Here is a 24,549-nt window from a genome sequence, read left to right on the forward strand (position 1 = left end):
GCACTGACCCGGCGTCAGGCCGGACCGCGCGATCGGAGGTCGCTGACGCGACGTCAGGTCGGCTCGCGCGGTTCCGGTGCCACTGACCCGACGTCAGGCCGGCTCGCCGACCACCACGGTGGCGTCCCGTTCGTCGTCCGCCTCGATCCGCGGGCGCAGGCCGTGGGCGGCGAGCAGTGCGGCGGTGGCCGGGGCCTGCCGTTCGCTGGTCTCGATCAGCAGTCGGCCGCCGGGCGCCAACCAGCGGGGCGCCGCCTCGGCGACCCGACGCTGCACCGCCAAGCCGTCGCTGCCGCCGTCCAGCGCGGTCCGCGGCTCGTGGTCGCGGGCCTCCGGCGGCAGCAGCGGGATCTCGTCGGTCGGCACGTACGGGGCGTTGGCCACCAGCAGGTCGACCCGGCCGCGCAGGTGGTCGGGCAGCGGGGCGTCCAGGTCGCCGAGGTGCACCCGTCCGCCGTACGGGGCGAGGTTGCGGCGGGCGCAGGCCACCGAGGCCGGGTCCAGGTCGGCGGCGTGCAGTTCGACCGGGCCGAGCCGGGCGGCCAGTGCCGCGCCGACCGCGCCGGAGCCGCAGCACAGGTCGAGCAGCACCGCGCCGGGCCGGCCCAGCGCGGCGGCCCGTTCGACCAGGAACTCGCTGCGGCGGCGCGGCACGAACACCCCCGGGGTGACCGCGACGCGCAGGCCGGCGAATTCGGCGAAGCCCACCACGTGCTCCAACGGCCGCCCCGCACAGCGGAGTTCGACCAGGGCGGCGAGGCGGGCGGGGGAGTCGGCGGCGGACAGCAGCAGGCGCGCCTCGTCCTCGGCGAAGACGCAGCCGGCCGCGCGCAGCCGGTGGACGACGGTGGAACGCAGGGCGGGCGAAGGGTGGAGCGACACGGAGACCTCTCGAAGAGCCTGTGGGGCTCCCCGGACCGGTCAGGCCGCGGCCTGTCGGCGGGGGAGCACCTCGGTGACGTGCACGGTGATCTCTCCCACCTCCTTCGGCCGCGGCGCCGTCTCCTGGTCGGGCGCGCTACGCGGCGCCCACCCTATGCGCTGCCGGGCGCGCTGTCAGCCGTCCGCACCGCGGGTCGGCCGGGCGCGTGTCGGTCAGCCGCGCCGCCAGCGGTTGGTGATGGGCAGTCGGCGGTCGCGGCCGAAGTTCTTCGGCGAGACCTTCGGGCCCGGCGGGTACTGCCGCCGCTTGTACTCGGCGGTGTCCACCAGCCGCACCACCCGGTCCACCACCTCGGCGGGGTAGCCCTCGGCGACGATCGCGTCCCGGCCCTGGTCGCCCTCGACGTAGCGGTCCAGCACCGCGTCCAGCAGGTCGTAGTCGGGCAGCGAGTCGGAGTCCTTCTGGTCCGGCCGCAGCTCCGCGGACGGCGGCTTCACGATGGTGTTCTCCGGGATCGGCGGGACCTCGCCGCGCAGCTCGGCCTGCGCGTTGCGCCAGCGCGCCAGCTTGAAGACCAGCGTCTTGTAGACGTCCTTGATCGGGCCGTAGGCGCCGACCGAGTCGCCGTACAGGGTCGAGTAGCCGACCGCCAGCTCGCTCTTGTTGCCCGGGGCCAGCACGATCTGGCCCTCCTGGTTGGAGATCGCCATCAGCAGGGTGCCGCGCAGCCGGGACTGCAGGTTCTCCTCGGCCAGGTCGGTCAGCTCGGTGGCGGCCAGGTAGGCGTCGAACATCGAGGCGATCGAGACGGTGCGGAAGTGCAGCCCGGTGCGGCGGGCCAGCTCGGCGGCGTCGTCCCGGGAGTGCTGCGAGGAGTAGCGCGAGGGCATCGAGACCCCGTACACGTGCTCCGCGCCGATCGCGTCCACTGCGATCGCCGCCACCAGCGCCGAGTCGATGCCGCCGGACAGCCCGATCAGCACCGAGCGGAAGCCGTTCTTGCGGACGTACGCCCGGACGCCCTCGACCAGGGCCGCGTACACCTCGGCCTCGTCGTCCAGCCGCGTCTCGATCCGCGGGGCGATCGGCTCGGCGGGCGCGGCCTTCGGCTCGCCGCCCAGGTCGACCCGGACCAGCTTCAGCCCGTCCGCCAGCACCGTGCCGTCCGGCAGGCCCTCGGTCGCGGCCGGCAGCTCCAGGTCCATCACCAGCAGCGACTCCTCGAACTGCGGCCCACGGGCCAGCAGTTCACCGTCCGCGGTGACCACCATCGACTCGCCGTCGAAGACCAGCTCGTCCTGCGCGCCGACCATGTTCAGGTACACCAGCGGGCAGCCCGCCTCGGCGGCGCGGCGCTTCACCAGCTCCAGCCGCACGTCGTCCTTGTCCCGCTCGTACGGCGAGCCGTTGATCGACAGCAGCAGCCCGGCCCCGGACTGGCCGGTGGCGGCGACCCGGCCGCCCTCCTGCCAGATGTCCTCGCAGATCGCCAGCGCGATGTCCACGCCGTGCAGCCGGAGGACAGTCAGCTGGTCGCCCGGGACGAAGTAGCGGTACTCGTCGAAGACGCCGTAGTTCGGCAGGAAGTGCTTGGCGAACCGGGTCACCACCTCGCCGCCGCGCAGCACCGCCGCGCAGTTCTGCGGCTTGCCCGCGTACGTCGTGCCCGGCTCCCCGCGGCCCAGGTAGCCGACCACCACCGGGACGTCGCCCAGGCCCTCGGCCTGAAGCTTGGCCGCGAGGTCGGTGAGCGCGGCGCGGGAGGACTCGACGAAGGAGCCGCGGAAGGCGAGGTCCTCGACCGGGTAGCCGGTGAGCGCCATCTCGGGGAAGGCGATCAGGTCGGCGCCGGACTCGGCCGCCAGCTTCGACCAGCGCAGCACCTCCTCGCTGTTGCGGGCGAGGTCACCGACCCAGGGGTCGATCTGGCACAGGGCGAGACGCAGATTCGGCATGCCCCGAGTGTAATCGTCTAACTGACGCTATGTCGCGGGGGTGCCGGTTCGCGCGTGCTGGGGCCTGCGATGGCGACCGGTGGGGCCTGCGGCGGCAATCGGTGGGGCTCGTGGCGGCAACCGGTGGGGCTCGTGGGTCGGCAAGCGGGCGAAGATCCGCCATGATGGTCACGACGCGGTCCGGGCGAGGGGGGCTCACCGGGCCGGGCCGACCGGTGCGGGCGGCGTAACACGGGCGTAAAGAGCAGAGGTGAGACTGTCCCCATGGGCAAGCAGCAGGAGTTCGTGCTTCGCACGCTCGAGGAGCGTGACATCCGGTTCGTCCGGCTGTGGTTCACCGACGTGCTCGGTTTCCTCAAGTCCGTGGCGGTCGCCCCGGCGGAACTCGAGCAGGCCTTCGAGGAAGGCATCGGGTTCGACGGCTCCGCGATCGAGGGCTTCGCCCGGGTCTACGAGTCCGACATGATCGCCAAGCCGGATCCGACCACGTTCCAGATACTGCCGTGGCGCTCCGAGAACCCGGGCACCGCCCGGATGTTCTGCGACATCCTGATGCCCGACGGCTCGCCGTCGTACGCGGACCCGCGCTACGTCCTCAAGCGGACCCTGGAGCGCGCCTCCGACCTCGGGTTCACCTTCTACACCCACCCGGAGATCGAGTTCTTCCTGCTGAAGAACCTCCCCGGCGACGGCACCGCGCCGATCCCCGCCGACCAGTCCGGCTACTTCGACCACACCCCGCGCGGCATCGGCCACGACTTCCGTCGGCAGGCCATCACGATGCTCGAGTCCATGGGCATCTCGGTCGAGTTCAGCCACCACGAGGGTGCCCCCGGCCAGCAGGAGATCGACCTCCGGTACGCGGACGCGCTCTCCACCGCCGACAACATCATGACCTTCCGCCTGGTCATGAAGGAGGTCGCCCTCGAACAGGGCGTCCACGCCAGCTTCATGCCCAAGCCGTTCTCGGACTTCCCCGGCTCCGGCATGCACACCCACGTCTCGCTGTTCGAGGGCGACCGCAACGCCTTCCACGAGTCCGGCGCCGAGTACCAGCTCTCCAAGGTCGGCCGCTCCTTCATCGCGGGCCTGCTCAAGTACGCCGCCGAGACCGCCGCCGTCACCAACCAGTGGGTCAACTCCTACAAGCGCATCTGGGGCGGCTCCCAGCGCACCGCCGGCGCCGGCGGCGAGGCCCCCTCGTACATCTGCTGGGGCCACAACAACCGCTCCGCGCTGATCCGCGTCCCCATGTACAAGCCCGGCAAGCAGGGCTCCACCCGGATCGAGGTCCGCTCCCTCGACACCGGCTGCAACCCCTACCTCGCCTACGCGGTCACCCTCGCCGCCGGCCTCAAGGGCATCGAGGACAACCTCGAACTCCCCCCGGGCGCCGACGACGACGTCTGGGCCCTCACCGACGCCGAACGCCGCGCCCTGGGCATCCAGCCCATGCCGCAGAACCTCGGCGAGGCCATCGACCTCATGCAGCGCAGCGAACTCGTCGCCGAGACCCTCGGCGAGCACGTCTTCGACTTCTTCCTGCGCAACAAGCGCCAGGAGTGGGAGGAGTACCGCTCCGAGGTCACCCCGTTCGAGCTGCGGAAGAACCTGCAGGTGCTGTAGGCCTCGCGTGTCGCCTTGCGGCCGGTCGGCTCGCGCGCTGAAGTGGCGCGAGGTGACCGGTCGTGAGGCGTGGTGAGGGTTCTTGGTCGGGGTGGTGCGGGAGGCGCGGGGGACGGGCCGGGGGCGGGTGCTGGCGCGGGTGGTGGGCGACCTGCTGGTGACGGCGGGTGTGCTGGTGCTGCTGTTCGCCGGGTACGCGCTGTGGTGGACCGACGGGGTGGCGGACCGCAAGGCGGAGCAGGCCGTCGGCCGGCTGCGCGGGCAGTGGTCGGCGTCGACCCCCGCCCCCTCGCCCGCCCCGCCGCCGCCCGGGCTGCCGGGGATCGGTGAGGACGTCGGCCTGCTGCACGTGCCGGCGATGGGGCGGGGGTACCAGGTGCTGATCCGGGTCGGGACCGACCCGGACACGCTCGCGGACGGGGTGGCCGGGGTGTACACGGCGCCGTACGGCGAGGCGATGCCGTGGGACCGGGAGGGGAACTTCGCGCTCGCGGCGCACCGGGACGGGCATGGCGCGAAGTTCCACGACCTGGACCGGGTCGGCCCCGGGGACGCGGTGGTCGTCGAGACCCGGGACCGCTGGTACGTCTACCGGGTCGACGGCGTCCTGCCGGAGACCTCGCCGGAGAACGCCGCCGTGATCGCGCCGGTGCCGGTCGGCTCGCCGTACCGCTCGCCGGGCCGGTACATCACCCTGACGACCTGTACGCCGGAGTACACCTCGCGCTACCGGCTGGTGGTCTGGGGGAGCCTGGTGCGTGAGGATGCGGTGGACCCGGCCAGGACGCCGCCGGCCGAGTTGCGCTGATGGAGCGTCGGGCGCTCGACGGTGAGCAGGTCCACGTCCATCGTGACCGGGGCGGTGCTCGCCGGCGGCAGGTGGAAACTGCCGTCGCTGATCGAGAGGTTGAGGATCAGGTAGGCGGCGAAGTCCGCTCCGACTCCGGTGCCGTCGGACCACACCTCGGTGAGCCTGTCCTCGGTCGGACCGACGTACCAGGTGTCGTTGTCGGCGCCGAGTCGGACCGCCACGTAGATCCAGCGCCCGGCCCCGACGTTCTCGTCGCTGTAGACGGTGCTCCCCGAGCGGACGTGGTTGACGAACTCGATCCGGTCCGGATGGTCGGCGTACCACTCGAACAGGTCCACCTCGTTGCCGCCGTCCCGCCAGGTCCACAGGCAGGGCCAGGCGCCGGAGTCGGCCTCGGGCAGGCGGACGTGGACCAGCACCAGGTCGCCGGCGTGGACCTGGAACCCGCTGCCGCCTGAGTCGCAGGAGTCGCCGGTGGTCAGCAGGCCGGTGTCCCAGTCGCCGTCCTCGCGGTGGGTGGCGGTGAAGCGGAGGTGGCCCTGCTGATCGGAGAGGGCGGAGCGGCTCAGCCGGTCGTGCTTCCAACTGTTGGGGTTGTAGGTGCAGTTGGCGTACGCGGCGCTCTGCCAGCCCCAGGCCCGGCCGGGGCCGATGCCCGGGTCGCCGAAGCGCTCGGCCAGGACGGTGCGGGCTCCGGCCGGTGCGGTGGCGGAGTCGGGGGTGGTGGCGGTGTCCGCGGCCGCCGCCGGGAGCGGGGCGAGGGCTATCGAGAAGGAGATCGCCGAGGCGGCGAGGAATGTGGTCAGCATGGCGTTCACAATGGCCCCCGACCGACCGGTACGCGCAGGGACGGAGCCGACCGGATGAATGCGGGGCGCGGACGCCGATGGTGCCTCACCTGATGGCGTGTTACGGGCGGATCGATCCGCGGCTCATGCGAATCTGGCTGCGGGTTCACGGCGGTCCCCCGGGTATTTCGAAATCCGTTCGAAACGCCCCGGGAGTTCGCAGAAGATTCGTACTCTGACCGATCAAGGGGAAAGACCATGTACGGACTTGCTCACACCGGCGTCGCATCGCTGGCCCTGCTGGCGGTCGGCGGGGCGTCCGCCGCCATCGGCGCGGCCGTGAAGTGGTTCGCGCGCCGGTGACCGACTCCGTCACCGTGCTGATCCCGGCACACGACGAGGCGGACTTCATCGCTGACGCGGTGAGGTCCGCCTGGGCCCAGACGGTCCGGCCGGCCAGGGTGCTGGTCATCGCCGACGCGTGCACCGACGGTACCGCCGAGATCGCCAGGCGCAACGGCGCCGACGTCCTGGAGGTCCACCAGGAGAGCAAGCCGCGGTCGCTGAACCTCGCGCTGGCGGAGGTGACCACCGAGTACGTGGCGCTGCTCGACGCGGACGGGTACTTCGCCTCGCCGGACGTGCTGGAGAAGTGCCTGGTCCGCATGCGCGACAAGGGCTTCGGCGGCGTCTGCATGTCGGTCACCCCGCACAGCGTCAAGGGGATGTTCCAGCGCTCGCGGATGATCGAGTGGGCCGCGGCCCACCGGATGTCGCGGACCGTGGAGGGTTGGCACGGCTGGGTGGCGGTGCTCTCCGGCTGCGCCGGGATCTACCGCACCGAAGCCGTCCGGGCGGTCGACGGCTGGTCCACGGACAGCCTGTGCGAGGACGTCGAGCTGGCGCTGAAGATGAACCGTTCCGGACAGCGGGCGGGATTCGTCGCCGGCGCGTACGTGTGCGTCCGGGACCCGGGCAGCTGGCAGGTCTACTGGCGGCAGACCCACCGCTGGGCGGCCGGCTGGGCGCAGGCCCTCTACAAACACCGCGGGCTGTTCTTCCGCAGCTGGGGATTCACCCGGGTATTCGGCGCCATGCTCGTGGACAGCGCACTGCTCGCCAGCGGATATCTTTCGCTGGCCTACCATCTCGCCACCGGTTTCGCGGAATTCGACACCTTCCGCTGGATGGGCTGGTGGTTCCTGGTCATGGGCGCGGTGACGCTCGGAACGGCCAGCCTGCAGATCGGAATCCGGCGGACGCTCGTCAACTATCCGGCCTACCTGGTGGTCGGCACCTTGGGGACGGTGCTGGCCCTGTGGGTGATGTTCCGCGAATGGGTGCTGGGCCGGCACCTGACCTCGTGGACCGGACGCCAGGGCCGACGGACCGTCATCACCCGGATGTCGGACCGGCGTCGGCAGGTGCTCACCGCGATCGGCGCCGGGACGGGCGCGCTCGGGATGCTGCTCGGCGAGCTCGGACGGCAGCCGGACCTGACGGTGGCGGGCGGCGCGGCGACCGGTTCCGTCCTGTTCGCGGCCCTGCTCTGGCACCTGGTCGGACGGACCCCGGAGCGCGCCGGGCCGTAGGCTCGAAGTCGAACGGGATGTCGGCGGGCGGAGGGGCGGACGCAGTGGAGGAACGGGCCGGGAGCCGGACCAGCCGGCTGGAGATCCGCCTGGTGCGGCGCGGTTTCACCGACCCGGACCAGGCGGTGCGGCTGCTCGCCGGACCGGCACTGCAGGGCCTGGCGGAGGACCCGGTGCTGCTGGACGCGCTGAGCGCCACCGCCGACCCCGACCAGGCGCTGTTCTCGCTGGCCCGGATGCTGGAGGCGCTCGACCCGCACGAGCGGCACACCCTGCGCGACACCCTGACCGCCGCCAAGCCGCTGCGCGACCGGCTGCTGGGCGTGCTCGGCGCCTCCACCGCGCTCGGCGACCACCTGGCCCGGCACCCCCGCGACTGGCACGCCCTGGTCACCTTCGAGCTGCGCGACATCCACCCCGGCCGCAGCGACTTCCTCGGCGAGCTCACCCGCCGGGTCCGGTCGGAGGAGCGGGCGGACCGCGCCGACGCGCTGCGGGCCGCCTACCGGCGCTGCCTGCTGACGATCGCGGCCCGCGACCTGTCCGGCACCACCGACCTGCCGCAGGCCGCCGCCGAACTCGCCGACCTGGCGGGCGCCACCCTGCAGACCGCCCTGGACATCGCCGCCGAGGAGGACCCGGACGCGGCCGCGCTCTGCCGGCTCGCCGTGATCGGCATGGGCAAGTGCGGCGGCCGGGAGCTCAACTACGTCTCCGACGTGGACGTGATCTTCGTCGCCGAGCCCCGCGAGGGAGCCGACGAGCAGCGCGCGATGCAGGCCGCCACCCGGCTGGCCGCCCGCGCCATGCGGCTGTGCTCGGACACCACCGGCGAGGGCACCATCTGGCCGGTCGACGCCAACCTGCGCCCCGAGGGCCGCAACGGCCCGCTGGTGCGCACCCTCGCCAGCCACCTCGCGTACTACCAGCGCTGGGCCAAGACCTGGGAGTTCCAGGCGCTGCTGAAGGCCCGCCCGGTCGCCGGGGACGCCGAGCTCGGCGGCGCCTACGTCACCGCCATCGCCCCGCTGGTGTGGCAGGCCGCAGCCCGGGAGAACTTCGTCGCCGACGTCCAGCAGATGCGCCGCCGGGTGGTCGACGCGATCCCGGCCACCGAGGTCGAGCGCCAGCTGAAGCTCGGCCCGGGCGGGCTGCGCGACGTCGAGTTCGCCGTCCAGCTGCTGCAGCTCGTGCACGGCCGCACCGACGAGCGGCTGCGCAGCGGCAACACCCTGGAGGCGCTGGCCGCGCTCAGCGCGGGCGGCTACATCGGCCGGGCCGACGCCGCCGCGTTGGACGTCGCCTACCGCTTCCTGCGCTCCCTGGAGCACCGGATCCAGCTGCACCGGCTGCGCCGCACCCACCTGATGCCGACCGACCCCGCCGACCTGCGCCGCCTGGCCCGCTCGATGGCCCCGCAGATCACCGGCGACACCCGCACCGACCCGGTCGCGGCGCTGGAGCGCGAGTGGAAGCGGCACGCGGTGGAGGTCCGGCGGCTGCACGAGCGGCTGTTCTACCGTCCGCTGCTGGACGCCGTCGCCGAGCTGCCGGTGGTCGAACTGCGGGTCACCGGCGAGGGCGCCGCCGGGCTCAGCCCGGACGCCGCCAAGGCCCGGCTCGCCGCACTCGGCTACGCGGACCCGGCCGCCGCGCTGCGGCACATCTCCGCACTGGCCTCCGGCGTCAGCCGCAAGGCGGCCATCCAGCGCACCCTGCTGCCGGTGCTGCTCGGCTGGTTCGCCGACTCCGCCGACCCCGACGCCGGGCTGCTCAACTTCCGCCAGGTCTCCGACGCGCTCGGCCGCACCCCCTGGTACCTGCGGCTGCTGCGCGACGAGGGCGCCGCCGCCGAGCAGCTCGCCCGGGTCCTGTCGGCCGGCCGGCTCGCCCCGGACCTGCTGCTGCGCGCCCCCGAGGCGGTCGCCATGCTCGGCGACCCGAACGGCCTGGCCCCGCGCGGCCGGGCCGCCCTGGAGGCCGAGATCCTGGCCGCCGTCGGCCGCGCCGCCGACCCCGCCGCCGGGGTCGCCGCGGCCCGCGCGGTCCGCCGCCGCGAGCTCTTCCGCACCTCGGCCGCCGACCTGCTCGGCCGGCTCGGCGACGACCCGGCGGACGCCCTGGACGCGGCCGGCGAGGCGCTCACCGCGATCACCGCCGCCACCCTGCAGGGCGCGCTGCGCGCCGCCGTCGACGGCTGGGAGGCCCGCAACGGCGAACTGCCCACCCGGATCGCGATCATCGGCATGGGCCGGTTCGGCGGCCACGAGCTCGGCTACGGCTCCGACGCCGACGTGCTCTTCGTCCACCAGCCGCAGCTCGGCATGCTCGACGAGGACGCCGCCAAGGCCGCCCAGGCCGTCATCCACGAGCTGCGCACCCTGCTCGCCGCGCCGTCGGTGGAGCCGCCGCTGCTGGTCGACGCCGACCTGCGCCCCGAGGGCCGCAACGGCCCGCTGGTGCGCACCCTGTCCTCGTACGCGGCCTACTACGCGCGCTGGTCGCACGCCTGGGAGAGCCAGGCGCTGCTGCGGGCCGCGCCGATCGCGGGCGACGTCGCGCTGGGGGAGCGGTTCCGGGAGCTGGTCGACCCGCTGCGCTACCCGGGCCAGGGCGTGCCGGAGCGGGACCTGGTGGAGATCCGCCGGATCAAGGCCCGGATCGAGTCGGAGCGCCTCCCGCGCGGTGCCGACCCCACCACCCACACCAAGATCGGCCGCGGCGGGCTGGCGGACGTCGAGTGGACGGTGCAGCTGCTGCAGTTGCAGCACGGCCACGAGTTGCCCGCGCTGCGGACCACCAGGACCCGCGCGGCGCTGGCCGCCGCAGCGGCCGCGGACCTGGTGGCCGCGGAGGACGCCGAGGTGCTCGACGCGGCCTGGGTGCTCGCCTCCCGGGTCCGCGCCGCCGTCATGCTGGTCCGCGGCCGGGCCGGGGACAGCTTCCCCGGCGACGCCCGCGAACTGGCCGGGGTGGCCCGCTACCTCGGCTACGGGGTGGGGCACTCCGGCGAGCTGGTCGACGAGTACCGCAGGACGACCCGGCGGGCGCGCCGGGTCGTCGAGCGGTTGTTCTACGGCGCGGAGTGAGCGCCTAGGCGTTGACCTTGGTGTCCCACTGGGCCGGGACGGTCAGCTCCTCCTCGACCGGGTCGTCCGGGTGGCGGGGGAGGCGGAAGGCCCAGTTGGTGTAGAGGAGGCGGGCCACCAGGAAGCCGACGGCCAGGCAGACCTCGCCGCCGACCGCGTCCAGCCAGAAGTGGTTGGCGGTGGAGACGATCACGCTGAGGGTGACCACGGGGTAGGCGAGGCCGAGGGCGCGGACCCAGGTGCGGCGGGCCAGGAAGAAGATGGTCAGGCCGCACCACATGGACCAGCCGATGTGCATCGAGGGCATCGCGGCGAACTGGTTGGAGACCTGCGCGCCGGCGCCGGAGGCCAGTGAGCCCCAGGTGTGGTGGACGGCGACGGTGTCGACGAACCCGCCGCCGGTCATCAGGCGCGGTGGGGCCAGCGGGAAGCAGTAGAAGCCGACCAGGGCGATGCCGGTGGTGACGAAGAGCACGGTGCGGGAGGCGGCGTAGCGCCCGGGATGCGAGCGGTAGAGCCAGACCAGGACGCCGATGGTGATGATGAAGTGCAGGGTGGCGTAGTAGTAGTTCATCCCGACGATCAGCCAGGTCACCGAGTTGACGCCGTGGTTGATCGAGCGCTCGACGGCGATGCCGAGGTCGTGTTCGAGGTTCCAGACCCAGGTGGAGTGCTGCTGGGCGATGGTCTCGTGCTCCGGGACGGCGTTGCGCACCAGCGAGTACAGCCAGTAGCTGAGGCCGATCAGCGCGAGCTCGAAGAGCAGTCGCGGGCGGCGCGGCGTGCGTCGCTGCTCGCGGACCCGGCCGCGCAGGGCGGCGGCGGGTGACTGGGCGACGCGGGTGGCTCCGCCGGGCGTACGGGCGGTGTGGTCCGGGCCCGGGTCGGAACCGTCGCGTGATGCCCGGCCGACGCGGTCGGCGCCGGATGCGTGGATCTCGGTCGGTTCCCCCATGGACGAGAAGTCTGCCAGACGTTCCGTGACCGGTTGCTCATCCTCTGGATGGGGATTCTTCACCGACTGTCCGCCTACGGGGGTAGGGGTCGATCGGTTTTCGAGGCGCATGCAGACCATTGTGGCGCGCGGGTTACGAGCGGTCGAACCGGGGTCCCTTTCGCATGCCCACGGTCGGTGTGCGCCCGATCGGCGCCAGGTCACGACTCGGTATGACTACTACCGGAAACAGTTTCTGCATCTTGCTGAAACATCTTGCAGGGCGCTAGGTTCCACGCCACCCACCCCCGCTTCGCGCCCCTAGGGAGAGCCAGCCGTGGCCGACGCCCAGCCCCGACCCCCGCGCCGCACCACCCCGTACCGCCGACCCGGGCGAGCCTCCGTGCTGCTCGCCTCCTCGCTGATCGCCGCGACGCTCGGCTCGATCCCGGTGGCCGTGGCGGCGAAGGCGCCGGCCGCGCCGTCGGACGCCGCGCTGGCCGCGAGCGCCGGGCGGCACGACCTGACCAGGGAGCAGTTCTACTTCGTGCTGCCGGACCGGTTCGCCAACGGCAGCACCGGCAACGACACCGGCGGGATCACCGGCGGCCGGCTGGACAACGGCCTCGACCCGGCCGACAAGGGCTTCTACCACGGCGGCGACCTGCAGGGCCTGATCGACAAGCTGGACTACGTCCAGGACCTGGGCACCACCGCGATCTGGATGGCGCCGATCTTCAAGAACAAGCCGGTGCAGGGCACCGGGGCCGACGCCTCGGCCGGGTACCACGGCTACTGGATCACCGACTTCACCCAGGTCGACCCGCACTTCGGCACCAACGCGCAGCTCAAGGAGCTGATCGACAAGGCGCACAAGCGCGGCATCAAGGTCTTCTTCGACGTCATCACCAACCACACCGCGGACGTCGTCGACTACGCGGAGCAGAGCTACGACTACCGCTCCGAGGGCGCCTACCCGACCCTCGACGCCGACGGCAACCCGGTGGACGAGACCGCGATCGCCGACGCGCGGGCGCAGTGGCCGAGCATCACCAAGGACTCCTTCCCCTACTCCCCGGTGCTGCGCAGCGCGGCCGACGCCAACGCCAAGACCCCGTCCTGGCTGAACGACCCGTCGCTCTACCACAACCGCGGCAACTCGACCTTCGTCGGCGAGTCCGCGACCGAGGGCGACTTCTCCGGCCTGGACGACCTGGACACCCAGAACCCGCGGGTCGTCGCCGGGATGCAGAAGATCTACCAGACCTGGGTGGCCGACACCGGGGTGGACGGCTTCCGGATCGACACCGTCAAGCACGTCAACCTGGCGTTCTGGGAGCAGTGGGCGCCGGCGCTGAAGAAGTTCGCGGCCGAGCACGGGAACAAGAAGTTCTTCATGTTCGGCGAGGTGTACTCGGGCGACCCGTCGATCACCTCGCCGTACGTCACCAAGGGCAAGCTGCAGGCCACCCTGGACTTCGCGTTCCAGGAGGCGGCGCGCAAGTACGTCTCGCAGAACGGCTCGGCGAAGGCGCTCAGCGAGCTGTACGCGCAGGACTACCGGTACACCACGGCCGACACCGACGCCTACGAGCTGCCGACCTTCCTGGGCAACCACGACATGGGCCGGTTCGGGTCGTTCCTGCAGAGCGACAACCCGGGGGCGTCGAACGACGCGCTGCTGAAGAAGGACCGGCTGGCCAACGAGCTGCAGTTCCTGACCCGCGGTCAGCCGGTGGTGTACTACGGCGACGAGCAGGGCTTCACCGGCGCGGGCGGCGACAAGGACGCCCGGCAGGACATGTTCGCCTCGAAGACGCCCTCGTACAACAGCGACCAGGTGATCGGCGGGACGTCCGGCTCCGCGGACCGCTACGGCCGGGACGGCGCGCTCTACCAGGGGATCGCGGGCCTGGCGAAGCTGCGCAAGGACAACCCGGCGCTGGCGGACGGCGCGCAGGTGGAGCGGTACGCGGCGGACGGGCCGGGCGTGTACGCGTTCTCCCGGATCGACGCCAAGCAGCAGGTCGAGTACCTGGTGGCGGTGAACAACGCGGCCGAGGCGAAGACGGTCACGCTGGACACCTTCTCGGCGGGCATGGACTTCAGCGGCCTGTACGGCGTCGGCGGCAAGGTCACCAGCGGCGCGGACGGCAAGGTGACGGTCACCGTGCCGGCCATGGCCTCCGTGGTGCTGAAGGCGAAGGACAGGCTGGCCAAGCCCGCCGCCGGCCCGTCGATCACGGTGAGCGCGCCGGCCGACGGCTCCTACGGGACGGTGACGCTCGGGGCGAGCGTGCCCGGGGGCGGCTTCAACCGGGTCAGCTTCGCGGCGCAGGTCGGTGACGGGCCGTGGCAGACGCTGGGGACGGCCGACAACGGCGTCTTCAAGGTCACCCAGAACCTGGACGGCGTGGTGCCGGGCACGGTGGTGCGCTTCAAGGCCGTGGTGCAGGACTCGGCGGGCCGACTGGCGTCCGCCACCGGGCAGTTCACGACGGGTCAGCAGGCGCCGACGCCGGCGCCGAGCGCGGTGTCGCGGCCGTACGCGGTGGTGCACTACCAGCGCAAGAACGGCGACTACGACGGCTGGAACCTGTACACCTGGGGCGACATCGCCGACGGCGAGTCGACCACCTGGCCGGCCGGGCACGGCTTCGTCGGGCGGGACGCGTACGGGGCGTTCGCGTACGTGAAGCTCAAGGGCGGGGCGTCCGACGTCGGCTTCGTGGTGGAGAACAACGGCACCAAGGACGTCGACGCGGACCGGCACATCGACATCTCGGCCACCGGCGAGGTGTGGATCAAGGAGGGCGACCCGACCGTCCGCACGGCGAACCCGGACGGGGCGGTGCCGGTGCCCGACGGCAAGGCGGTGATCCACTACCACCGGGCGGACGGGAACTACGACGGCTGGGGGCTGCACGACTGGACCGGCGCGGCCAACCCGACCGACTGGGGCAACCCCCTGATGCCGGCGCGCAAGGACGCCTTCGGCGCGGTGTTCGAGGTGCCGCTTGCGGCGGGCGCGACCAGCCTCAGCTACATCATCCACAACGGCGGCGACAAGGACCTGCCGCAGGACCAGTCGCTGAGCTTCGCCACCTCGGGCCGCGAGGTGTGGATCCTCGGCGGGCAGGAGGGCTACCTGCTGCCGCAGACCGCGGGCGTCTCTTCGCAGCTCGACCTGGGCTCCGCCAAGGCGCAGTGGATCGACGCGCGGACGGTGGTGGTCCCGGCCAACTACGGTGCGGCGGACGGCCAGTTGAAGGGCGGCACCAGCGCCCAGCTGATCTACGACCCGCAGGGCGGGCTGACCGTCGACAAGGGCGTGCTGTCGAAGCCGGGCCACTGGATCCGGCTGAGCCCGGCGGCCGGTCTGACGGACGCCCAGAAGGCGAAGTTCCCGAACCTGGCCGGGTACCGGGCGTTCACCGTCGACCCGCGCGACGCCGGGCGGGTCACCGCCGCGCTGCGCAGCCAGGTGGTCTTCACCGAGCACCTGCCGAACGGCGCGGCGCTGGCCGCCACCGGGGTGCAGCTCCCGGGCGTGCTGGACGACCTGTACGCGGGCAAGGCGGCCGGTGCGCAGCTCGGGCCGGTGTACTCGGTGCAGAAGGGCAGGGGCTGGTTCGGGCACGACGAGCGCAAGGTGACGCTGTCGCTGTGGGCGCCGACCGCGACCGAGGTGGCGGTGCAGCTCTTCGACACGGCGAGCGGCGGCACCCCGCGGACCGTGCCGCTGAAGCGGGACGAGGCGTCCGGCGTCTGGTCGCTGACCCGGGACGCGGCGGACCTGGACGGTAAGTACTACCTGTACCAGGTGAAGGTGTGGGCGCCGAGCGTCCAGCAGACGGTCACCAACCTGGTCACCGACCCGTACTCCACCGCGCTGTCCACCGACTCCACCCGCAGCCTGGTCGCCGACCTGTCGGCCTCGGCCACCAAGCCCAAGGGCTGGGACCAGCACCGCAGTCCGGCGGCGATCCCGGCCACCCAGCAGCAGATCCAGGAGCTGCACGTGCGGGACTTCTCGGCCGGGGACACCACCGTCCCGGCCGACGAGCGCGGCACCTACCTGGCGTTCACGCAGTCGAAGTCGGCGGGTATGCAGCACCTGAGGGAGCTGGCCAAGGCCGGGGTGACGACCATTCACCTGCTGCCGACCTTCGACATCGCCACCATCCGGGAGAACCGCGCCGAGCAGAAGCTGCCCGCCTGCGACCTGGCCGCGCTGCCCGCCGACTCCTCGAAGCAGCAGGAGTGCGTGGCCGCGGTGCAGGCCGACGACGCCTACAACTGGGGCTACGACCCGCTGCACTACACGGTGCCGGAGGGCTCCTACGCGACCGACCCGAACGGCACGGCGCGCACCGTGCAGTTCCGCGAGATGGTGCAGGCGATGCACGACGCGGGCCTGCGGGTGGTCCTCGACGTGGTCTACAACCACACCGCGGCCGCCGGGCAGGACCAGCACTCGGTGCTGGACCGGATCGTGCCCGGCTACTACCAGCGGCTCAGCGACACCGGCAAGGTGACCACCGACTCCTGCTGCGCGGACACCGCGCCCGAGCACGCCATGATGAACAAGCTGGTCGTCGACTCGGTGGTGACCTGGGCCAAGCAGTACCGGGTGGACGGCTTCCGCTTCGACCTGATGGGCCTCGACCCGAAGTCCACCATGCTGGACGTGCAGTCCGCGCTGCGCGCGCTCACCCCGCAGAAGGACGGCGTCGACGGATCGCGCGTCTTCCTGTACGGCGAGGGCTGGAACTTCGGCGTGGTCGCGAACGACGCCCGGTTCGTCCAGGCCACCCAGGTGAACATGGCCGGCACCGGCATCGCGACCTTCAACGACCGGATCCGGGACGCCGGCCGGGGCGGCAACTTCATGCTCTCCTCGGCCCCGCAGCAGGGCTTCGCGTCCGGCCTGTACACCGACCCCAACGGCTCGGCGGACAACGGCACCCCGGCGGAGCAGAAGGCCCGGCTGCTGCACCAGATGGACCAGATCAAGGTCGGCCTGACCGGCAACCTGGCCGGCTACGCCTTCACCGACAGCACCGGAAAGGCCGTCACCGGCCGCGCGGTGGACTACAACGGCGCGCCCACCGGGTACGCCGCGCAGCCCGGCGAGGCGGTCGAGTACCTGGACGCGCACGACAACGCCGACCTGTTCGACGCGCTGGCGTTCAAGCTGCCCGCCGCCACCCCGGCCGCCGACCGGGCCCGGATGCAGGCGCTCGGCCTGTCGCTGACCGCGCTCGCCCAGGGCCCCGGCTTCGCCCAGGCCGGCAGCGACCTGCTGCGCTCCAAGTCGCTGGACGCCAACTCCTTCGACTCCGGGGACTGGTTCAACTCGATCAGCTGGGACTGCGCCCAGGGCAACGGCTGGGGCCGCGGCCTGCCGATGGCGGCGGACAACCAGTCGATGTGGGAGAAGGACAAGCAGCTGCTGGCCGACCCGCGGCTCACGGTCGGCTGCAACGACATGCAGCTGAGCAGCACCCTCTACCAGCAGTTCCTGAGCATCCGTCAGTCCTCGCCGCTGTTCGCGCTGCCGACCGCGGCCGAGGTCCAGCGCCGGCTGTCCTTCCCGCTGTCCGGCACGGCGGGCGAGAACCCGGGCGTGATCACCATGCACCTGGACGGCACCGGGCTGGCCGGCGCCGAGAAGGGGCTGACGGTGGTCTTCAACGCCACCCCGGACGCGCAGACGCAGACCGTGGCGGGCCTGCGCGGCACCGCGCAGGCGCTGCACCGGGTGCAGGCGCAGGGCGGTGACGCGACCGTCAAGCGGGCGTCGTTCGACCCGGCCACGGGCGCCTTCACGGTTCCGGGCCGGACGGTCGCGGTGTTCGTCCAGAACTGATGGTTTCCCCGCGGTAACAGGGGCCTCACCTCCGGGTGGGGCCCCTTGCCGTTCTGGCCGAAAGTCGTCGTTCGCGGCGGGTCGGTGGTGGAGACCTTCCTGGAACACGCCCAAATGCCGTGCCATGGACAGGTGTTCGTACGGCAATGCGATGGTGCGTAAATCAGTCAATCCATGGCATGCATCTGTCATTCATGAGGCGTTTGCTGCCACGATTCCCCCGGCTGCGGAACGACAGGTTGCCCACACAACCCGGTGGAGCCCTCCCCAGGCCATCGGAATCCGCTGCCGACGCACGGCGAACTTGCACCGCGTATCTGCACCGCACCCCGTCCGCGTACCAGCGGGTGGGGCCCCCGCTGCGCCGCAACCGCGGCCAGATTCTCTCCACCGCTCGTGACCCCGCGACGGTCGGTAAAGGAGTCCCGCATGTCTCGCTACACGCATGCCCGCGTGAGCATGGCCGCTCTGGCGGCCACCACCGCCCTGCTGGTGACCGCGATCCCGGTGGCGGTGGCCCAGGCCGCCCCCGCCGCCCCGTCCTCCTCGGCCCAGGTCGCCGACCAGCAGGCCGCCGCCGGCCACGCCCAGCTGGTCGCCGACGCGGGCACCCGCTCCGCCCAGTTCGCCCAGACCCTGGGCCTGAGCGGCGCGGAGAAGCTGGTGGTGAAGGACGCGTTCAAGGACGCCGACGGCACCCAGCACTTCCGTTACGAGCGCACGTACGGCGGACTCCCGGTCCTCGGCGGCGACCTGATCGTCCACCAGGCCGCGAACGGCACCACCAAGGGCGTCGACCGGGCCTCGTCCGCGTCGCTGTCCGGCGTCAGCACCACCCCGAAGCTGGCCGCCCCGAAGGCGCAGGCCACCGCGCTGGCCGCCGAGTCCGGCTCGGCCCTGGAGACCGCCCCGCGCCTGGTCGTATGGGCCGCCACCGGTACCCCGCGGCTGGCCTACGAGACCGTGGTCAGCGGCAAGGAGGCCGACGGCACCCCGAGCAAGCTGCACGTCGTCACCGACGCCAACACCGGCGAGGTGATCCAGAAGTTCGAGGGCATCAACACCGGCACCGGCACCGGCGTCTTCGTCGGCAACGTCACCATCGGCACCACGCTGTCGGGCTCGACGTACCAGATGAAGGACACCAGCCGCGGTGGGATGTACACCACGGACATGAACAACGGGACCTCCGGCAACGGCACCCTGTTCTCCAAGTCGACCGACACCTGGGGCAACGGCTCGGCCTCCAACCGGGAGTCGGCCGCCGTCGACGCGCACTTCGGCGTCTCCAAGACGTGGGACTTCTACAAGAACACCTTCGGCCGCAACGGCATCCGCAACGACGGTGTCGGCGCCTTCAGCCGCGTCCACTACGACAGCAACTACACCAACGCGTTCTGGGACGACTCCTGCTTCTGCATGACCTACGGTGACGGGTCGGGCAACACCCACCCGCTGACCGAGCTGGACGTGGCCGGCCACGAGATGACCCACGGTGTCACCGCGGCCACCGCCAACCTGAACTACTCGGGCGAGTCCGGCGGCCTGAACGAGTCCACCTCGGACGTCTTCGGCACCATGGTCGAGTTCTACGCCAACATCCCGTCCGACAACCCGGACTACCTCATCGGCGAGCTCATCGACCTCAACGGCAACGGCACGCCGCTGCGGTACATGGACCAGCCCTCCAAGGACGGCTCGTCCGCCGACTACTGGTCCTCCACCGTCGGCAACAAGGACGTCCACTACTCCTCCGGCGTCGGCAACCACTTCTTCTACCTGCTCTCCGAGGGCAGCGGCGCCAAGGTCATCAACGGCGTGAGCTACAACTCGCCGACCCAGGGCAACATCGCGGTCACCGGCATCGGCCGGGACAAGGCCGCGGCGATCTGGTACCGGGCGCTCACCACGTACTGGACCTCCACCACCAACTACGCCAATGCCCGCACCGGCATGCTGAGCGCCGCCACCGACCTCTACGGCGCCAACTCGGCCGAGTACAACGCGGTTGCCACCGCCTGGGCCGCGGTCAACGTCGGCTCGGTGCCGCAGAACACCCCGACCGTCACCAACCCGGGCAACCAGACCACCAAGGTCAACACCGCGGCCAGCCTGCAGATCCAGGCCAGTGGCGGCACCGGCGCGCTGACCTACTCGGCCACCGGCCTGCCGGCCGGCCTGTCGATCAACGCCTCCACCGGCCTGATCAGCGGCACCCCGACCGCGGTCGGCACCTCCTCGGTGACCGTCACCGCCAAGGACACCGCCAACAAGACCGGCTCCACCAGCTTCACCTGGACCGTCAACGACGGCACCAGCACCTGCACCCCGGCGCAGGTGCTCGGCAACGCGGGCTTCGAAACCGGCACCGCCGCCCCGTGGACCACCACCTCCGGCGTGGTCGACAACTCCGCCTCCGAGGCCGCCCACAGCGGCTCCTGGAAGGCGTGGCTGAACGGCTACGGCTCGGCCCACACCGACAGCGCCTCGCAGACCGTCACCATCCCGGCCGGCTGCAAGGCCACCCTGAGCTACTGGCTGCACATCGACACCGCCGAGACCACCACGACGACGGCGTACGACAAGCTCACCGTGACCGTCAACGGCACCACGGTGGCCTCGTACTCGAACCTCAACAAGAACACCGGCTACGCCCAGAAGACCGTCGACCTGTCGTCCTACGCCGGTCAGACCGTCACCCTGAAGTTCAACGGCGTGGAGGACTCCTCGCTGCAGACCAGCTTCGTGATCGACGACACCGCGATCCAGACCAGCTGAGCCTGACGCACCATCAGTAGTGACGGGCCCGGCAGCCCTCGGCTGCCGGGCCCGCCCGCGTCCCGAGGAGTGAGATCCCCGAAACCCGGCCGCAACACGAAACACCGTGGAAACACCGGCGACGGCGCGGCGAAATCCGGCCCGGCCACACTCCCGGAATGCTCCTCGCTGACTCCCCACCCACCCTGGACAGCGGCGACACCGCCTGGCTGCTCGCCTGCACCGCGCTCGTCCTGCTGATGACCCCCGGCCTGGCGTTGTTCTACGGCGGCATGGTGCGCACCAAGAGCGTGCTCAACATGATCATGATGAGCTTCGTCTCGATCGCCGTGGTCACCGTGGTCTGGCTGACCGCCGGCTACACCCTCGCCTTCGGCCCCGACGCCGGCTGGGGCCTGATCGGCTCGCTCGACCACCTCGGCATGGCGGGCATCACCCCGACCAGCCTCACCGGCCACGTCCCGACGCTGCTGTTCGCGGCCTTCCAGCTCACCTTCGCGATCATCACCGCCGCGCTGATCTCCGGCGCCATCGCCGACCGCGCCAGGTTCGGCGCCTGGGTGGCGTTCACCGCCGTCTGGACGCTGCTGGTCTACGTGCCGGTCGCGCACTGGGTGTTCGCCCCCGACGGCTGGATCCTGCGGAACCTGGGCGCCCTGGACTTCGCGGGCGGCACCGTGGTGGAGGTCAACTGCGGTGCCAGCGGCCTCGCCCTGGCCCTGCTGCTCGGCCCCCGCCTCGGCTTCAAGCGGGAGGCGATGCGCCCGCACAGCCTGCCGCTGGTGCTGCTCGGCGCCGGGCTGCTCTGGTTCGGCTGGTTCGGCTTCAACGGCGGCTCCGCGATGGGCGCCAACGGCCTGGCCGCCGCCGCGCTGCTCAACACCCAGGCGGCCGGCTGCACCGGGCTGCTCGGCTGGCTGCTGGTGGAGAAGAAGCGCGACGGCCACGCCACCACCCTGGGCGCCGCCTCCGGCGCGGTGGCCGGACTGGTCGCCATCACCCCGTCCTGCGGCAGCGTCGACCTGCTCGGCGCCCTGGTCATCGGCCTGGCCGCCGGCGTGGTCTGCTGCTACGCCGTCAGCTGGAAGTTCCGGTTCGGCTACGACGACTCGCTGGACGTGGTCGGCGTGCACTTCGTGGCCGGCGTCATCGGCACCCTGCTGATCGGCGTGTTCGCCACCGCCGTGATGACCGGCGGCCCCGCCGGGCTGCTGCACGGCGGCGGACTCGGCCAGGGCGGCAAGCAACTGGTCGCGGTCGTGGTGGTCGCCGCGTACGCGTTCGGCATGACCTACGGCATCGGCCGGCTGATCGACCGTCTGATGGGCTTCCGGGCCGCGCCCGAGCACGAACTCACCGGCCTGGACCTCGCCGTGCACGCCGAGACCGCGTACGATCACGGCGTCCTGGGCCTCGGCTCCGCCGCCGCCCACGCCAACCTGCACCCGCACGGTGCGCCCGCCTCCGACAGGACCCGCCCGGTATGAAGCTGATCACCGCAGTCGTCAAGCCGTTCAAGCTGGACGAGGTCAAGACCGCGCTGCAGGAGCTCGGTGTGCACGGACTGACCGTCACCGAGTCCAGCGGCTACGGGCGGCAGCACGGCCACACCGAGGTCTACCGCGGCGCCGAGTACCGGATCGACCTGGTGCCGAAGGTCCGGATCGAGGTGGTGGTGGAGGACGAGGACGCCGAGCGGGTCACCGCCGCCATCGTCACCGCCGCCCGCACCGGCAAGATCGGCGACGGCAAGGTCTGGGTCGTCCCGGTCGAGGGCATCGTGCGGGTGCGCACCGGTGAGCGGGGCCCCGACGCGGTCTGACGGCCCGTCAGCACAGTGCACGGCCCCCGTCCCCACCCGGGACGGGGGCCGTTGCCGTGCCCGCGTCCGGATGTCTTGACGGGCGTCCGGGGTGACCCTATGGTCAAGCCACTGCAAGTTTCCAGCAAGTTTCAATTGTCTTGCAGAAAGCGACCCTCCGGCGTCGCACTGACGGCACCACCCCCGCCGTCGCGGCCCCCCACCCTGCCGCCTCCCCGTCCGCGACCTGCGTCCGCGGACCGGGCCTCCCCCTCCTGGAGTGCTCCCTTGACCACCCCTGCCCCCGCTCGCAGACGGCGGCTGGCCGCCGCCTCCACCGCCCTCGCGGCGCTCGGCCTGTCGATCGGCGCCGGCTTCTCGCTGGCCCCTACGGCCACCGCCACCCCGCCGAGCAGCAAGGACGTCACCGCCACCCTGTTCGAGTGGAAGTTCGACTCGGTGGCGAAGGCCTGCACCGACACCCTCGGCCCGAAGGGCTACGGCTTCGTCGAGGTCTCCCCGCCCCAGGAGCACATCCAGGGCGCCCAGTGGTGGACCTCCTACCAGCCCGTCAGCTACAAGATCGCCGGCCGGCTCGGCGACCGCGCCTCGTTCCAGTCGATGGTCTCCACCTGCCACGCCGCGGGCGTCAAGGTGATCGCCGACTCGGTGATCAACCACATGACCGCGGGCTCCGGCACCGGCACCGGCGGCACCAACTACACCAAGTACAACTACCCCGGCTACTACCAGGACCAGGACTTCCACTCCTGCCGCCAGGCGATCAGCAACTACGGCGACCGCGCCAACGTGCAGAACTGCGAACTGGTCAACCTCGCCGACCTCAACACCGGCTCCGCGTACGTGCAGCAGACCATCGCCAACTACCTCAGCGACCTGCTCACCCTCGGCGTGGACGGCTTCCGGATCGACGCCGCCAAGCACGTCGACGCCGGTGAACTCGGCGCCATCAAGGCGAAGATGAGCAACCCCAACGCCTACTGGGTGCAGGAGGTGATCTACGGCGCGGGCGAGCCGATCCAGCCCTCCGAGTACACCGGCAACGGCGACGTGGACGAGTTCCGCTCCGGCACCTGGCTGAAGAGCGCCTTCAACGGCGGGAAGATCTCCGACCTCGCCACCTGGGGCAGCGGCCTGCTGCCCAGCGCCCAGGCCCGCACCTTCGTCGACAACTGGGACACCGAGCGCAACGGCTCGACCCTGAACTACAAGTACGGCTCCGCCTACACCCTGGCCAACGTCTTCATGCTGGCCTACCCGTACGGCTCGCCGAACGTCTACTCCGGCTACGCGTTCAGCTCCAACGACGACGGCCCGCCCAACGGCGGCACCGTCAACGCCTGCTACCAGGACGGCTGGAACTGCGTGCACGCCTGGCGGCAGGTGGCCAACATGGTCGGCTTCCGCAACGCGGTGTCCGGCACCGCGATGACCAACTGGTGGTCCAACGGCAACAACGCGATCGGCTTCGGCCGCGGCTCCAAGGGCTACGTGGCGATCAACCGGGAGTCCGGAGCGATCACCCAGACCTTCCAGACCTCGCTGCCGGCCGGCGTCTACTGCGACGTCCAGCACGGCGACCCGGTGAGCGGCGGCTGCAGCGGCCCGACCTACACCGTCGGCTCGGACGGCAAGTTCACCGCCACCGTCGCGGCCGGCGACGCGGTCGCCCTGTACGTCGGCGCGGGCGGCGGCAGCACCCCCTCGCCCTCCGCCTCCGCCAGCCCCACCGGGACGGGCAACAGCGCCACCGTCTTCTACTCCACCGACAAGAACTGGTCGGCCTACTACCTGCACTACGCCCCCACCGGCGGCACCTGGACCACCGCCCCCGGCGTCGGGATGGACGCCGCCTGCACCGGCTGGGTGAAGAAGACCGTCGCGCTCGGCACCGCCACCGGCCTGGCCGCCACCTTCAACAACGGCACCGGCACCTGGGACAACAACAACAGCGCCAACTACGCGCTCGGCACCGGGAACGTCACCGTCAAGGACGGCGTGGTCGGCAGCGGCGACCCGTGCGCCACCGCCAGTCCCTCCGCCTCGCCCACGCCGACGGCCACCGCCGCCTCCGGCGCGTCCTTCGCGGTCAACGCCACCACCACGGTCGGCCAGAACGTCTACGTGGTCGGCGACGCCGCCGCACTCGGCGGCTGGGACACCTCCAAGGCGCTCCCGCTCTCCTCGGCCGCCTACCCGGTGTGGAAGCTCGACGTGGCGATGAGCGCCGGCACCGCCTTCCAGTACAAGTACATCCGCAAGGACGCCGCCGGCACCGTCACCTGGGAGAGCGGCGCCAACCGCACCGCGACCGTCCCGGCGAGCGGCCAGGTCGCGCTCAGCGACACCTGGCGGAGCTGAGCACCCGTCAGGTCACGGCCCCGACGGGTAAACCGCCC

Annotated in this window: 13 protein-coding genes; 9 read left to right on the plus strand and 4 right to left on the minus strand. The window is 71.8% G+C overall.

Annotation, left to right across the window (positions count from 1 at the left end):
- Positions 1–93: 93 nt before the first annotated feature.
- Both AB0K51_RS02185 and AB0K51_RS02190 read right to left on the minus strand, forming a co-directional pair.
- Complete coding sequence (locus AB0K51_RS02185) at positions 94–882, minus strand: putative protein N(5)-glutamine methyltransferase (RefSeq protein ID WP_363449524.1); 789 nt, start codon at positions 880–882, stop codon at positions 94–96.
- Between the two features lie 213 nt (positions 883–1,095).
- Complete coding sequence (locus AB0K51_RS02190) at positions 1,096–2,838, minus strand: NAD+ synthase (RefSeq protein ID WP_363449526.1); 1,743 nt, start codon at positions 2,836–2,838, stop codon at positions 1,096–1,098.
- Between the two features lie 264 nt (positions 2,839–3,102).
- Here AB0K51_RS02190 and AB0K51_RS02195 point away from each other — a divergent pair, with 264 nt between their 5' ends.
- Complete coding sequence (locus AB0K51_RS02195) at positions 3,103–4,464, plus strand: glutamine synthetase family protein (protein ID WP_363449528.1); 1,362 nt, start codon at positions 3,103–3,105, stop codon at positions 4,462–4,464.
- 91 nt (positions 4,465–4,555) lie between these two features.
- Positions 4,556–5,272 carry a class E sortase gene (locus AB0K51_RS02200; protein ID WP_363449823.1) on the plus strand — a complete coding sequence of 239 codons (717 nt, stop codon included), beginning with the start codon at positions 4,556–4,558 and terminating at the stop codon, positions 5,270–5,272.
- Here AB0K51_RS02200 and AB0K51_RS02205 read toward each other — a convergent pair.
- Positions 5,191–6,084: a beta-glucanase gene (locus tag AB0K51_RS02205; protein ID WP_363449530.1), complete on the minus strand. Its 894-nt coding sequence runs from the start codon at positions 6,082–6,084 to the stop codon at positions 5,191–5,193. The two genes, AB0K51_RS02200 and AB0K51_RS02205, sit on opposite strands and share 82 nt — an antisense overlap.
- A gap of 338 nt (positions 6,085–6,422) precedes the next feature.
- Here AB0K51_RS02205 and AB0K51_RS02210 point away from each other — a divergent pair, with 338 nt between their 5' ends.
- Together AB0K51_RS02210 and AB0K51_RS02215 are read left to right on the plus strand one after the other, a co-directional pair.
- Positions 6,423–7,655, plus strand: coding sequence for a glycosyltransferase family 2 protein (locus tag AB0K51_RS02210; RefSeq protein ID WP_363449532.1), 1,233 nt, complete (start codon positions 6,423–6,425; stop codon positions 7,653–7,655).
- A 44-nt stretch (positions 7,656–7,699) separates the two neighbouring features.
- On the plus strand, positions 7,700–10,744 hold the full coding sequence (locus tag AB0K51_RS02215; protein ID WP_363449534.1) for a bifunctional [glutamine synthetase] adenylyltransferase/[glutamine synthetase]-adenylyl-L-tyrosine phosphorylase: 3,045 nt from the start codon (positions 7,700–7,702) through the stop codon (positions 10,742–10,744).
- Positions 10,745–10,748: 4 nt separating this feature from the next.
- Here AB0K51_RS02215 and AB0K51_RS02220 read toward each other — a convergent pair whose 3' ends face one another.
- The gene (locus AB0K51_RS02220) at positions 10,749–11,699 is read right to left on the minus strand and encodes a phosphatase PAP2 family protein (RefSeq protein WP_363449536.1); all 951 of its coding nucleotides are present in this window, start codon (positions 11,697–11,699) and stop codon (positions 10,749–10,751) included.
- Between the two features lie 316 nt (positions 11,700–12,015).
- Between AB0K51_RS02220 and pulA the strand changes: the two genes are divergently transcribed.
- The 5 genes from pulA (at position 12,016) to AB0K51_RS02245 (ending at position 24,511) form a co-directional block, all read left to right on the plus strand.
- Positions 12,016–17,550, plus strand: coding sequence for a pullulanase-type alpha-1,6-glucosidase (gene pulA / locus AB0K51_RS02225; protein ID WP_363449538.1), 5,535 nt, complete (start codon positions 12,016–12,018; stop codon positions 17,548–17,550).
- 429 nt (positions 17,551–17,979) lie between these two features.
- Positions 17,980–20,328, plus strand: a complete 2,349-nt coding sequence (locus AB0K51_RS02230; RefSeq protein ID WP_363449540.1) for a M4 family metallopeptidase — start codon at positions 17,980–17,982, stop codon at positions 20,326–20,328.
- 158 nt (positions 20,329–20,486) lie between these two features.
- Positions 20,487–21,815 carry an ammonium transporter gene (locus tag AB0K51_RS02235; protein ID WP_363449542.1) on the plus strand — a complete coding sequence of 443 codons (1,329 nt, stop codon included), beginning with the start codon at positions 20,487–20,489 and terminating at the stop codon, positions 21,813–21,815.
- Positions 21,812–22,150: a P-II family nitrogen regulator gene (locus tag AB0K51_RS02240; protein ID WP_363449545.1), complete on the plus strand. Its 339-nt coding sequence runs from the start codon at positions 21,812–21,814 to the stop codon at positions 22,148–22,150. Before AB0K51_RS02235 ends, AB0K51_RS02240 begins: the two co-directional genes overlap by 4 nt.
- Before the next feature lie 360 nt (positions 22,151–22,510).
- Complete coding sequence (locus tag AB0K51_RS02245) at positions 22,511–24,511, plus strand: carbohydrate binding domain-containing protein (protein WP_363449825.1); 2,001 nt, start codon at positions 22,511–22,513, stop codon at positions 24,509–24,511.
- The last annotated feature ends 38 nt before the right edge of the window (positions 24,512–24,549 follow it).

The sequence above is a fragment of the Kitasatospora sp. NPDC049285 genome (genome assembly GCF_040678815.1).
In the GTDB taxonomy this organism is placed as follows: domain Bacteria; phylum Actinomycetota; class Actinomycetes; order Streptomycetales; family Streptomycetaceae; genus Kitasatospora.

Coding starts and splice junctions, on each gene's coding strand:
- AB0K51_RS02190 (WP_363449526.1), bottom strand. CDS start 2,838: ATGCCGAATCTGCGTCTCGCCCTGTGCCAGATCGACCCCTGGGTCGGT.
- AB0K51_RS02205 (WP_363449530.1), bottom strand. CDS start 6,084: ATGCTGACCACATTCCTCGCCGCCTCGGCGATCTCCTTCTCGATAGCC.
- AB0K51_RS02235 (WP_363449542.1), top strand. CDS start 20,487: ATGCTCCTCGCTGACTCCCCACCCACCCTGGACAGCGGCGACACCGCC.
- AB0K51_RS02230 (WP_363449540.1), top strand. CDS start 17,980: ATGTCTCGCTACACGCATGCCCGCGTGAGCATGGCCGCTCTGGCGGCC.
- AB0K51_RS02195 (WP_363449528.1), top strand. CDS start 3,103: ATGGGCAAGCAGCAGGAGTTCGTGCTTCGCACGCTCGAGGAGCGTGAC.
- AB0K51_RS02220 (WP_363449536.1), bottom strand. CDS start 11,699: ATGGGGGAACCGACCGAGATCCACGCATCCGGCGCCGACCGCGTCGGC.
- AB0K51_RS02240 (WP_363449545.1), top strand. CDS start 21,812: ATGAAGCTGATCACCGCAGTCGTCAAGCCGTTCAAGCTGGACGAGGTC.